Raw genomic sequence first — 12,199 nt, forward strand, 5'->3', positions numbered from 1 at the left:
GGTCCGGTCGTTCTGTCGCTCACTGGTTAGCCAGCTCCTTCATCTCGGTGATCGCCGGGACCGCCATCGGGTCCAGGCCGTGGGCGAGCGCGAGGTAGACCGAGGCGAAATCCGGTACGGCCGTCAGCGAGGCGAGCCGCTCCAGCGCCGAACCGCCCTCGGCGGTCACCACGTCGCAGCGCACCCCGCGCCGCTCGGCCAGGGTCTGCACCGCGTCCGCCCGGCGTTCCTCCACCGCGAGCGGCTCGTCGGTGTCGTCCTCGGCGTTGAGCCCGCCGTCGCGCAGGATGACCAGCCGTAGCCGGGTGGCGTCACCGTCACCGTCGTCGGAGCCCGGGTCGGCGAAGATGTCCCGCGCGGACTCGAACAGGCCGCCGAACACTCCGTCGAGCAGCCCGACCCGGCCCCGGCCGGCCTCGCCGAGCGCGCCGCTCACCACCGGATAGCGGGCGTTGGCCGAGAGCGTGTCGCCGAACCGGCGGGCGGCCACCGTGGCCAGCGGCGACGAACCCCAGACGATCGGGATCGACCCGGCCAGCCCGAGGGCCAGCGACTTCGCGGGGTTGACGAACGACTCCGCGGTGGACCGGCAGCGGTCCGCGTCGGCGTCGAGCCGCGCGGCGGTCTCCGCGAGATCCGCCTCGTTCACCTTCACCAGGCCGAGGCTACGGGCGGCGAGCAGAACCGGCACGGTGAGCGCCCACAGGCTGGCCCGGGCGGGCGCGCGCCGGGGCACCGGGATGAACGGCGCCCGGGCCCGCTCGGCCACCGACTGCAACTGCGAGTCCGGCGCGCCCACGGCGACCAGCCGGGCGCCGCGCCGATGGGCGGCCTCGGCGGCACCGAGCGCCTCGGGGCTGCGCCCGGAGGCGCTGACCGCGATCACCACGTCGGCCGCGCCGACCCAGCCGGGCACGCCGGCGCTGCGGTGCGAGATGACCGGCACCGGGCAGCGCGGGCCGGCGACCGTGGCGAGCACGTCACCGGTACGCGCGGCGGTGCCGATGCCGGCGACGACCACCGCACGGGGCCGCAGGTCGTCGGTGAGCACCGACAGGTTCGCCTCGGCCGCCAGCGCGGCGGACTCCCGTACCTGGGCGCCGGCCGAGGCGGTGAACCGCAGCATCCCGCCCGGGTCGCGCTCGGCGAGCCGATCCGGGTCGTCGAGCAGCGCCTCGTCGGCGTGCCGGTGGCCGCTGACCCCGGCCGTACCGTCCATCTCCATCACCGGGTCGACTCGCCTCGCGTCCCGTCCACCGGGCCGCCGCGCGCCTCGTCCAGCAGCAGCACCGGCACGTCGTCGCGGACCTCGAAGACCCGGCCGCACTCGGTGCAGGTCAGGGTCTGCGCCTGCGCGTCGTAGTCGAGTGGGGCGTGGTGCGTGTCCGGGCAGGCGAGGATCTCGAGCAACTGCGGGTCCAGGGCCACGGCGCGGCTCCTTCCACGTATGCGGTCGACCGGTCGACGGTGCCGACCGGCGCACGCGATCTTATCGGCGAACCCGGTCGAGCACCTCGTCGCGGAGCGAGATCATCCGCTGCCGGGACGGGGCCTCGACGTTGAGCCGCAGCAACGGCTCCGTGTTGGAGGCGCGCAGGTTGAACCAGGCGCCGTCGGGGAAGCGGAGGGTGAGCCCGTCCAGCTCCTCGACCTCCGCGTCCGGGTACGCGGCGCGCACCTCGGCGACCTTCGCCGCCTGGTCCGGCACCGTCGAGTTGATCTCGCCCGAGGGGACGTACCGCTCGTACCGGGCGGCCAGCTCCGACAGCGGCAGCTCCTGCTCGCCCAGCGCGGCGAGGGTGTGCATGGCGGCCAGCATGCCGGTGTCGGCGAACCAGAAGTCCCGGAAGTAGTAGTGGGCGGAGTGCTCGCCACCGAAGATGGCGTTGGTGCGGGCCATCTCCGCCTTGATGAAGGAGTGGCCGACCCGCGCCACCACCGGCTCGCCGCCCTGCTCCCGGATGATCTCGGGCACCGCCGCCGAGGTGATCGGATTGTGGATCACCGTGGCGCCCGGGTGCTTGGCCAACTCCCGGACGGCCACCAGCGCGGTGATGGCGGACGGCGACACCGGCTCACCCCGCTCGTCAACCACGAAACAGCGGTCCGCGTCGCCGTCGAAGGCCAGGCCGAGGTCGGCGCCGTGCGCCACCACCGCCCGCTGGAGGTCGACCAGGTTGGCCGGGTCCAGCGGGTTCGCCTCGTGGTTGGGGAAGTTGCCGTCCAGCTCGAAGTAGAGCGGCACGACGGTCAGCGGCAGCGCCGGCAGCACCGCGTCACCCAGCACGCTCGGCACGGTGTGCCCACCCATGCCGTTGCCGGCGTCGACGACCACCTTCAGCGGGCGGATGCCGGAGAGGTCGACCAGGGTGCGCAGGTGGGCCGCGTACTCGGGGCGCAGGTCCCGCTGCTCGGCCGGGCGGGCCGGCTCGCCGGTCGGGGCGTCCTCGCCCTTGTCCAGCAGCGCCTGCGCCCGGTCCCGGATCTCCGCCAGGCCGCTGTCCTGCCCGATCGGGCGGGCGCCGGTGCGGCACATCTTGATGCCGTTGTACCGGGCCGGGTTGTGGCTGGCGGTGAACATCGCCCCGGGCAGGCCGAGCGCGCCGGAGGCGTAGTAGAGCATGTCGGTGGAGGCCAGGCCGATCTCGATCACCGTGCGGCCCTCGGCGCGTACGCCGGTGGCGAAGGCGGCGGCCAGGCCGGGCGACGTCTGCCGCATGTCGTGCCCGATCACCACCGCGTCGCCCGGCTCGCCGGTGGCCGCCAGGAACTGGGTGAAGGCGGCACCGATGGCCCTGGCGACCGGCTCGTCCCACTGGTCCGGCACCGTGCCCCGGACGTCGTAGGCCTTGATGATCTGGGACAGATCAGACACCGATTTCGCTCCTCAGCCGCAGGTCCTCAACGAACCTGAGCGTATCGGAGCGGTGACCTCCGCCCCGGCTCAGCCGGGCAGCCGGGGCATCACCGTGGTGGCGTCGCCCCCCGCCGGATCCGGCGGCGGGTTCTTTCCCGCCCCGGCGGGCGGCGCCGGAGGCCGGCCGGCCGGGCCCGGCTGGCCGGGGACCGGCGGCTGCGGCACGGCCCCGCCGTAGACCCCGCCGGACGGGCGCGGCGCGGAAGCGCCGTACACACCCCCGCCGGACGGGGCCGGCCGCTGGCCGTACACCTGACCGGTCGGGGCCGCCGCGGGCCCGCCGGCCGAGCGGTACGTGGTCGGGCCGGAACCGCCCGGCGCCGGCCCACCGGACCACGGCTCACCGCCGGTCTGCTCCCGCCCCGCCCGGTCGGCGCGGGACCGGCGGACCAGCAGCACGATCAGGCCCGCGCCGACGAGCACCAGGGCCAGGCCGACGAACATGATCGGGGAGATGCCGGAGCTCTTCTCCTGGGCGACCGGCCGGCCGCTCTGCTGGCCGACGGCGGCGGCGGCCGTCGGTGCGGCCACCGCGGCGGCGGTCGGCTCCACCGTGGCCACCGCGCTCGGGGTCGGGGTCGGGGTGGGCTTCCCGGTCGGGGTCGGCTCCGCCGCCCGGCCGCCGACCACCCGGGCCGTGTCGCTGCCGCGCTCGAACGCCTCGGCACCGGCGTCGGTCGCCTCGCCCACGATGGTCAGCCGCCCGGCCGGCGCGCCGGCCAGGAAGGCCACCCGGTACTTCACCGTGACGCTCTTGCCCTTGCACAGCCGGGGCTTGTTGGGTGTGGTCCGCCCGGTCTGCACCCCGCCGTTGCCGTCGCCGACCGGCACCGGCCACCAGCGCCCGCCGTAGTTCACCTTCACTTCGACCTGGTCGGCCGACAACCCGTCGAGCCGCAGGCCGAGCGCGGTGTGGACCAGAGCGCAGCCGTCGCTCTTCTTCCGCACCTCCAGTGACACGCCCTCGGCCGAGCCACCGGCGGTGAAGCTCCCGGCGGCGCGCACCCGCACCGAGTCGTCATCCGCGAGCGCCGGTGCCGCCCCGACGGCCACCAGGCCGACCAGCAGCGCGCAGGCCGTCGCGAGCCGCGCCACGTGCCGACGTACCGACATGATCACCTCGCAGTTTCGTCCCGATCGGTCCGGGCTGCTCCCGGCGGTCCGGCGGACAGGCTACTACCGGACCCTGTTCCCACCTGGTCATAGAGCGCCCCGGATGTGCGCCGCATTACCCGTCAGCCGGCCTCGCCCCGGGCGGAGAGGGCCGCCCGGCAGAGCCGATCGGCGGTCCGCGTCGTCTCCGGCAACCGGTGCCGCGGGGTGAGCGCCAGCACCCGCGCGCAGGCGTTGTCCAGACTCATCCGATGCCCGACGCTGACGAACACCGGCTTCACGCCATCCCGGGTCCGCAGCACCCGCCCGACCGTCCCACCCCGGTCGACCAGCGGCGCACCCGCCCCCCGCTCCCGGGCCGGCACCACCCACGTACCGACCAGCGGGCTCTTGCCCACGCCGATCGCCGGCAGCCCGGTCAGCACACCCAGATGACAGGCCAACCCGAACCGGCGCGGATGCGCCAGCCCGTGCCCGTCGCACACCAGGAGGTCGGGACGGACGGTCAACCGATCCAGCGCGTCGAGCAGCGCGGGCAACTCACGAAAGGCGAATAGCCCCGGCACGTAGGGAAAAGCCGGCCGACCCGCCACCACGGCCGAGTCGACGACCGCCAGGGTCCGCGCGTCCAGCACCGTCACGGCCGCCGCGAGCCGGCCACCGCTCTGGGCGTACGCGACGTCCAGGCCGGCAACCATCGCGGGCGCGGTCGGCCCCGGCCCGACCATATCGACCAGCGGGCGCAGCCGGTCCTGCACGGCGTACGCCCCCTCGACGGTGCGCGGGGCCGACCGGCCGCCCAGCGGCGAGGTCACGCCGACGTCCCATGACATGTCGCCTTCGCGCACGCCGACACGCTACCCGGCGGCCGGGACAGAACCCGATGTCCAGTTGGCCCGATCAGGTCTGTCGGCCCTGCCGAAACTAACCATGCCCGGAATCGAACCTTCAACGCGACACCCCCACGACCGGCACTGGCAGGCTCGGTCCAGTTGGATCCGCAACGTTGATCTCAGCTCAGTGGTACGGGACTCAACCGTCTTACTGCTCCGGATCACGCGCGAGATCCCCGCCGATGTTGGAGGGTCTTGCCAGCTCAGATTCACCCCCGCTTCATATCGGCCGTACACCCAACAACGCCGAGTGCGGTCTCCTTGCGCAGCAGATTCCTCGAACTCCTGGCCCTTTCCATGTCCGCCAACTGGCGGCTACGCCGGTGTCCGTCCTTGTAGGACGGTCCGCCCTGCACCTCACGGGTAGGGTGCTCGCCATGGAACACCGTCGCCTCGGCACCAGCGGCCTCATGATCAGTAGGGTCATATTCGGCAACTGGTTGACCCATGGAGAGACCATCTCCGAGCCCGCTGCGACGGCTTGCGTGCGGGCGGCGTTGGACGCTGGGATCGACACTTTCGACACCGCGGACGTCTATGCGAAGGGCGCTGCCGAGACTCTGCTGGGCGAGGCTCTCCGGGGCACTCCCCGGTCTTCGTTGACGATCGCCTCGAAGGTCTGCCTCCCAGTGGGCAGCGGTCCAAACGACCGGGGACTGTCCCGAAAGCACATCATGGAGTCCTGCCACGGCTCGCTGCGCCGGCTCGGCACTGACTACATCGACCTATATCAGGCGCACCGCTTCGACGAGAACACGCCGCTGGAGGAGACGTTCCAGGCGTTCGACGACCTGATCCGACAGGGCAAGATCTTGTACGTCGGGGTGTCCGAGTGGACGGCGAAGCAACTGGAAGCGGGGCTGGCCGCGAGCGACGGACTCCGCTCCCGGATCGTCTCGAACCAGCCGCAGTACAACATGTTGTGGCGGGTACCTGAGCCGGAGGTGGTGCCGGCGTGTGCGAGTGCCGGCATCGGTCAAATCGTCTTCCAGCCCCTCGCCCAAGGCGTACTTTCGGGTAAGTACCGACCCGGTGAGGCAGCACCCGTCGATTCGCGGGCCGCCGCCGGTGGCCGGGCGCCGACGTTCATCCGCCGGGTCCTCGGTGCGGAGCTGCTCGAGCGGGTCCAGCAGCTCCGGCCGATCGCCGACGCCGCAGGCATCTCGATGGCCCAGCTCGCGGTGGCATGGACACTGCAGCGCCCGACCGTCTCGGCGGCCATCATCGGTGCCTCGCGTCCGCAGCAGGTCACCGAAAACGCCGCCGCCGCCGGGGTGCGGCTCGGGGACGACCTGATGGCACGGGTCGACCAGGTCCTCGGTGACCTAATCGACCGTGACCCCACCAAGACCGCACGCATGATGGCCGTCGAACCAAGCTGGGCGGCGGGTACCAGCTAGAACTGAGAGCGGGCAGCCCGCCAGGCCGGTTCGTTGCGGGCCGGGGCCACTAGCCCTTGTCAGTCCTCGGCGAGCGTCGGATCCGCTCCTGGATCACCGGTGGCCTGGAGTTCCCGCTCGAACATGACGAAGGTCTTGCGTCGGATCCCATACACCAGGGCCCACTCCGTCGGAGTCAACTGTCTCCGTTCCCGCTCCTGGACGTCGAGAATCGCCTGCACGGTCTCGTAGAGAGCGAAGACCGGACCGCTGCCCTTGAGGTGATGCGCACGTGCCCGTTCAGTCAGTTGAACGAACTGATCGCGGGAGATCTCGTGAATCTCGTCGCCCCCGACGAGCAGCAATTTGTTGATCAAGCGGTCGGCAGAAGTCCAGCCTCCCGTTTCGCTGGAGAGGCGCCATGCGATGCGCCCACCACCCACCGAACTAACGATCTTGACTGGAGAGTCGAAGTAGTCGAAGAACCTCACCATTCGACGGTCCCGCTCCTGGCTCAACCCTGCCCCTCCTGGACACCCTTCGACAAAGCTCGGCGGTAGGCCATCCGACCGCTACGGAGCAAGCGTGGCGCACGGCGCCAAGGGCGACATCGAGCTGCACCACCATCCGCTGGTCCGCGCCTACCTGGACGGCCTTCCCGCCGGTCACCTGGTGCGCGGCGGCGACCGGCACGCCGAGCTGATCGTCGTCTCCGATGTCCTGCACGAGTACGACCACCGCGCAACGGCGGGTGAGCCGACGTTGACCGGAGGCGAGGCGCGGGCGCTGCTCGCCGCCAGCGGGCTCCAGGTCTTCCAGATCCGCGAACCCGGCGACCGCGACGGCGGTGAGGTTCGGGATCTCTGCGAGTCCTGCACGAGGGTGCTGGTGGCCTTCGACGTCCTGCCGTGGGGCGAGCTGGGTCGCCTGGTGGAAACACCTCCCCTGCCCGCCAGGTACCGGACCCCGACCGCTTTCCGCCGGCGGTCGCCCAGGCCCTGGCCGACGCGGGCTGGGATCAGAGCGAGTTCAACTGGGCGATGGCCGAGGGCGCGATGGCGGAACCTGCGAGGTGTTGGGGAGAAACCACCGCCACGAGCCGTTCCCCGCCGCCGAACGCGTATTCCTCGATTTCCCCGGAATTCTGACCTTCCGGCGCCGTCCCGGCCGGGACGTCTTCATCCGTGTTCGCCACCAACCCGACCTGGGCGGCGCACACCGCCGAGACCCTCGCCGACTTCGGGCGGGCGCTCGGCGTCCGGCTCTTCCCGGTCGGCCGGGAACGGCACGACAGCATCCTGGCCGTCGACGAGCACGGGCGCATCTTCGCGCTCGACCAGGCCGGCGAGTGGTTCGTCGGCGCGGACGTCGACACCGCCCTCACCAACCTGCTGCTCGGCCACGCCCCCGCCCGGGTGCGCGACGACGGCACCTGGTGACGACGGGCTACAACTCCACGCCGGTCAGCACCATGACCCGCGGTTCGGTGTAGTCCTCCATCGCGCTGCGCAGCCCCTCCCGGCCGACGCCGGACCCCTTCACCCCGCCGTACGGCATCTGGTCCGCCCGGTATGACGGCACGTCCCCGACGATCACCCCGCCGACCTCCAGCGTCCGGGCTGCGCGGAAGGCGGTCTGTAGATTGTGCGTGAACACGCCAGCCTGCAACCCGTACGCCGAGTCGTTGACGGCGCTGAACGCGGCCCGGTCGTCCGCGACCGGGGCGACCACCAGCACCGGCCCGAACACCTCCTCCCGGCACACCCTGGCGTCGGCGGGCACCCCGGTGAGTACGGTCGGCGGGTAACCGGCGCCCTCGCGCCGTCCGCCGGTCTCGATGGTGGCACCGGCGGCGACCGCCTCGTCGACCCACGCCTCGACCCGGCGCGCCGCGTCCTCGGAGACCAGCGGCCCGACGTCGGTCAGCGGGTCCGTGGGGTCGCCGCTGCGCAGCGCCTCGACGGAGGCGACGAGCCGGGGCAGGAACCCGTCGTAGAGCCATTCGTGCACGTAGACCCGCTGCACGGCGATGCAGGACTGCCCGGCCTGGTAGTTGGAGAAGGTGGCGATCCGGTGCGCCGCGAAGGTCAGGTCCTCGTCGGAGTTCCAGTCCTCGCAGATCACCGCCGCCGCGTTGCCGCCGAGTTCCAGGGTGACGTGCTTCTCCGGGGCGGCCCGGCGGATGGCCGCGCCGACCGGCCCGGAACCGGTGAACGACACCACCGGCAGCCGGGGGTCGGCGACCAGTTCGGCGGCCCGATCGTTGGGCAGCGGCAGCACCGAGAACATCCCCTCGGGCAGCTCGGCCTCGGCCAGGAGTTCGCCGAGCAGCAGCGCCGACAGCGGGGTGGCCGGGGCCGGCTTCACGATGATCGGCGCGCCGACGGCGATGGCCGGGGCGACCTTGTGGGCGACCAGATTGAGCGGGAAGTTGAACGGCGCGATCCCGAGGACGGGCCCGCGCGGCACCCGTCGGACCAGCGCGATCCGTCCGGTGGCCGCCGGGTCGGTGTCCAGGCGTTGCAGTTCGCCGGAGAACCGCCGGGCCTCCTCGGCCGCCCACCGGAAGGTGGACACGGCCCGCCCCACCTCGGCTTTTGCCCACTTGACCGGCTTGCCGTTCTCGGCGGTGATCAGCGCCGCCACCTCGTCGGCCCGCTCGGCGAGCCGGCGGGAGACGTGGTCCAGGGCGGCGGCGCGGACGTGCGCGGGCAGGGCCGCGGCCTGCGCGGCCACCCCGGCCGCTGCCGCGACGGCGGCTTCGACCTGGTCGGGCGTGGCCAAGGTGGTACGCCCCACCGTCCGGCCGTTGTAGGGGTGGGTGACGGTCAGCTCGCCCTCGCCGTGCGCGGGGCGGCCGGCGACGAAGATTGCGGTCGGCTCCACAATCCGGGAGCGTAGACCAGAGCGGCCCGCGCGGAAACAGTGGCTCAAAGCCTTGTCTGCCGCGAATTCAGTAGCCAAGATGGCAGTCAGATTGCGAATACCTCCGCTGACCTCGTCCCCCGGCCACCCCTCGGAGAAGATCCCATGAGCGACCAGCAGCAGCTGCGCAACTTCGTCAACGGCGAGTACGTCGATCCGGTGGACGGCGGCTACGCCGATCTGATCGACCCGTGCACCGGCGAGGTCTTCGCCCAGGCGCCCGTCTCCGGCCGGGCGGACGTGGACGCGGCCATGACGGCCGCCGCCACCGCCTTCGAGAGCTGGCGGGACACCACCCCGGCCGAACGGCAGAAGGCGATGCTCAAGCTCGCCGACGCGGTCGAGGCTCGGGCGGCGGAGCTGGTCGACGCCGAGGTTCGCAACACCGGCAAGCCCCGCCAGCTCACCACCGAGGAGGAGCTGCCCCCGGCGGTGGACCAGTTCCGCTTCTTCGCCGGTGCCGCCCGCCTGCTGGAGGGGCGCTCCGCCGGTGAATACCTGGCCGGCCACACCTCGTACGTGCGGCGCGAGCCGATCGGCGTCTGCGCGCAGGTGACGCCCTGGAACTACCCGCTGATGATGGCGGTCTGGAAGATCGCCCCGGCGCTGGCCGCCGGGAACACGGTGGTGCTCAAGCCCTCCGACACCACCCCGGTGTCGACGCTGCTGCTGGCCGAGATCGCCGCCGAGTTCTTCCCGCCGGGCGTGTTCAACGTGGTCTGCGGCGACCGGGACACCGGCCGTGCCCTCGTCGCGCACCCGACCCCGCAGCTGGTGTCGATCACCGGCTCGACCCGGGCGGGCATGGAGGTGGCCTCGGCCGCCGCACCCGACCTCAAGCGCACCCACCTCGAGCTGGGCGGCAAGGCCCCGGTGGTGATCTTCGACGACGCGGACGTGGCGGCGGCGGCCGAGGCGATCGCGGTCGGCGGCTACTTCAACGCCGGCCAGGACTGCACCGCCGCCACCCGGGTGCTCGCCGGCCCCGGCATCCACGACGACTTCGTCGCGGCGCTGGCCGAGCAGGCCCGCAACACGAAGACCGGCGCGCCGGACGACGCCGACGTGCTCTACGGCCCGCTGAACAACGCCAACCAGCTGGCCCGGGTCAGTGGCTTCCTCGACGGCCTGCCCGACCACGCGAACGTGCAGGCCGGCGGATCGCGGGTGGGCGAGCGTGGCTACTTCTACTCCCCGACCGTGGTCTCCGGGGTGCGCCAGGCCGACGACATCATCCAGCAGGAGGTGTTCGGGCCGGTCATCACCGTGCAGCGCTTCTCGGACGAGGACGAGGCGGTGCGCTGGGCGAACGGCGTCGACTACGGCCTGTCCGCCTCGGTGTGGACGAAGGACCACGGCCGGGCGATGCGGATGACCCGCCGGCTGGACTTCGGCTGCGTCTGGGTGAACACCCACATCCCGTTCGTGTCCGAGATGCCGCACGGCGGCTTCAAGCACTCCGGGCACGGCAAGGACCTCTCGGTCTACAGCCTGGAGGACTACACCCGGATCAAGCACGTCATGCACAACATCGAGGGCTGACGTGAGCGCGAGGAGCGAGCCGGGCCGGCGAGCCCCGCAGCCGCGAACGAAAGACGGCACAGCACTTATGGCTTCTTCCGACGAACTGCACAAGCGGCGGGGGGCGGCGGTGGCCCGCGGCGTCGGCAGCGTGATCCCGGCGTACGTCGACCGGGCCGGCGGCGGGACGATCACCGACGTCGACGGGCGGGAGTGGATCGACTTCGCCGCCGGCATCGCGGTGACCAACGTGGGCAACTCCGCCCCGAGGGTGGTCGCGGCGATCCGGGAGCAGGTGGAACGCTTCACCCACACCTGCTTCATGGTGGCGCCGTACGAGTCGTACGTGGCGGTCTGCGAGCAGCTCAACGCGCTCACCCCGGGCGGGTTCGAGAAGCGCTCGGCGTTGTTCAACTCCGGCGCCGAGGCGGTGGAGAACGCGGTGAAGATCGCCCGGCACGCCACCGGGCGGCCGGCCGTGGTGGTCTTCGACCACGCGTACCACGGCCGGACCAACCTGACCATGGCGTTGACCGCGAAGAACATGCCGTACAAGCACCGGTTCGGGCCGTTCGCCGGGGAGATCTACCGGGTGCCGATGTCGTACCCGCTGCGGGACGGCGGCCTGACCGGGGCGACCGCCGCGGCCCGGGCGATCGAGATGATCGAGAAGCAGGTCGGCGCGGAGAACGTGGCCGCGCTGCTGATCGAGCCGATCCAGGGCGAGGGCGGGTTCGTCGTACCCGCGTCGGGGTTCCTGCCGGCGCTGCGGGAGTGGGCGACGGCGGCCGGGGTGGTCTTCGTCGCCGACGAGATCCAGACCGGCTTCTGCCGGACCGGGGACTGGTTCGCCTGCCAGCACGAGGGGGTCGAGCCGGACCTGATCACCCTCGCCAAGGGCATCGCGGGCGGGCTGCCGCTGGCGGCGGTGACCGGGCGGGCGGAGCTGATGGACGCGGTGCACGTCGGCGGCCTGGGCGGCACGTACGGGGGCAACCCGATCGCCTGCGCCGCCGCGCTGGCGGCGATCGAGACCATGCACGAGTTGGACCTGGCCGCGGCGGCCCGGCGGATCGAGGCGGTGATGGGCGAGCGGCTGCGCGCGATCGCCGGGCGCGACCCGCGCGTCGCCGAGGTACGCGGCCGGGGCGGGATGCTCGCCGTGGAGATCGTGCAGCCGGGCACGCTGACCCCGGACCCGGTCGCCACGGCGGCGGTCTCCGCGGCCTGCCACGCCGCCGGCCTGCTCACCCTGACCTGCGGCACCTACGGCAACGTGCTGCGTTTCCTGCCGCCGCTGGTCATCTCCGACGACGAGCTGGCCCGCGGCCTGGACATCCTCGACGCGGCCTTCGGCTGACTGTGAGGCTGGCTTGGTCGGTCCGCAAGTGATGGGCTGATGGTCGGCAGCAGTGGGCGTGACTCTTCGTCTGACTGGCTTCGTGCCTTTC

The 12,199-nt window shown here is 72.4% G+C and carries 12 protein-coding genes and 1 pseudogene; 5 read left to right on the top strand and 8 right to left on the bottom strand.

The window, feature by feature from the left end:
- Positions 1 to 19: 19 nt before the first annotated feature.
- From AB0H57_RS25445 to AB0H57_RS25465, 5 genes are all read right to left on the bottom strand, one after another.
- Entirely contained in the window at positions 20 to 1,219 is a 1,200-nt protein-coding gene (locus AB0H57_RS25445) for an SIS domain-containing protein (protein WP_357510563.1), read from the bottom strand.
- Positions 1,220 to 1,224: 5 nt separating this feature from the next.
- On the bottom strand, positions 1,225 to 1,428 hold the full coding sequence (locus AB0H57_RS25450) for a Trm112 family protein (protein ID WP_357510539.1): 204 nt from the start codon (positions 1,426 to 1,428) through the stop codon (positions 1,225 to 1,227).
- Positions 1,429 to 1,489: 61 nt separating this feature from the next.
- On the bottom strand, positions 1,490 to 2,875 hold the full coding sequence (locus tag AB0H57_RS25455) for a phosphomannomutase/phosphoglucomutase (RefSeq protein WP_357510541.1): 1,386 nt from the start codon (positions 2,873 to 2,875) through the stop codon (positions 1,490 to 1,492).
- Positions 2,876 to 2,944: 69 nt separating this feature from the next.
- Complete coding sequence (locus AB0H57_RS25460) at positions 2,945 to 4,030, bottom strand: hypothetical protein (RefSeq protein WP_357510543.1); 1,086 nt, start codon at positions 4,028 to 4,030, stop codon at positions 2,945 to 2,947.
- A 122-nt stretch (positions 4,031 to 4,152) separates the two neighbouring features.
- On the bottom strand, positions 4,153 to 4,758 hold the full coding sequence (locus AB0H57_RS25465; RefSeq protein ID WP_357510565.1) for an endonuclease V: 606 nt from the start codon (positions 4,756 to 4,758) through the stop codon (positions 4,153 to 4,155).
- A gap of 542 nt (positions 4,759 to 5,300) precedes the next feature.
- Here AB0H57_RS25465 and AB0H57_RS25470 point away from each other — a divergent pair.
- Entirely contained in the window at positions 5,301 to 6,323 is a 1,023-nt protein-coding gene (locus AB0H57_RS25470; RefSeq protein ID WP_357510545.1) for an aldo/keto reductase family protein, read from the top strand.
- 59 nt (positions 6,324 to 6,382) lie between these two features.
- Here the strand turns inward: AB0H57_RS25470 and AB0H57_RS25475 are convergent, their stop codons facing one another.
- Positions 6,383 to 6,796 (bottom strand): hypothetical protein, encoded by a 414-nt coding sequence (locus AB0H57_RS25475; protein ID WP_357510567.1) that lies wholly within the window; start codon positions 6,794 to 6,796, stop codon positions 6,383 to 6,385.
- Positions 6,797 to 6,887: 91 nt separating this feature from the next.
- Here AB0H57_RS25475 and AB0H57_RS25480 point away from each other — a divergent pair.
- Positions 6,888 to 7,139, top strand: a pseudogene (locus tag AB0H57_RS25480) (YwqJ-related putative deaminase); the annotation flags it as partial.
- 181 nt (positions 7,140 to 7,320) lie between these two features.
- On the opposite strand, the gene AB0H57_RS25485 reads toward AB0H57_RS25480, so the two are convergent.
- Entirely contained in the window at positions 7,321 to 7,497 is a 177-nt protein-coding gene (locus AB0H57_RS25485; protein WP_357510547.1) for a hypothetical protein, read from the bottom strand.
- Between AB0H57_RS25485 and AB0H57_RS25490 the strand changes: the two genes are divergently transcribed.
- Positions 7,487 to 7,741 (top strand): SUKH-3 domain-containing protein, encoded by a 255-nt coding sequence (locus AB0H57_RS25490; protein ID WP_357510549.1) that lies wholly within the window; start codon positions 7,487 to 7,489, stop codon positions 7,739 to 7,741. The genes AB0H57_RS25485 and AB0H57_RS25490 overlap by 11 nt on opposite strands.
- A gap of 7 nt (positions 7,742 to 7,748) precedes the next feature.
- Here AB0H57_RS25490 and AB0H57_RS25495 read toward each other — a convergent pair whose 3' ends face one another.
- Positions 7,749 to 9,188 (bottom strand): aldehyde dehydrogenase family protein, encoded by a 1,440-nt coding sequence (locus AB0H57_RS25495; protein ID WP_357510551.1) that lies wholly within the window; start codon positions 9,186 to 9,188, stop codon positions 7,749 to 7,751.
- A gap of 144 nt (positions 9,189 to 9,332) precedes the next feature.
- Between AB0H57_RS25495 and AB0H57_RS25500 the strand changes: the two genes are divergently transcribed.
- Complete coding sequence (locus tag AB0H57_RS25500) at positions 9,333 to 10,769, top strand: gamma-aminobutyraldehyde dehydrogenase (RefSeq protein ID WP_357510553.1); 1,437 nt, start codon at positions 9,333 to 9,335, stop codon at positions 10,767 to 10,769.
- Positions 10,770 to 10,836: 67 nt separating this feature from the next.
- Entirely contained in the window at positions 10,837 to 12,108 is a 1,272-nt protein-coding gene (gene gabT, locus AB0H57_RS25505) for a 4-aminobutyrate--2-oxoglutarate transaminase (protein ID WP_357510555.1), read from the top strand.
- Positions 12,109 to 12,199: the final 91 nt, after the last annotated feature.

It is taken from the genome of Micromonospora sp. NPDC050686 (assembly GCF_040654475.1).
In the GTDB taxonomy this organism is placed as follows: domain Bacteria; phylum Actinomycetota; class Actinomycetes; order Mycobacteriales; family Micromonosporaceae; genus Micromonospora.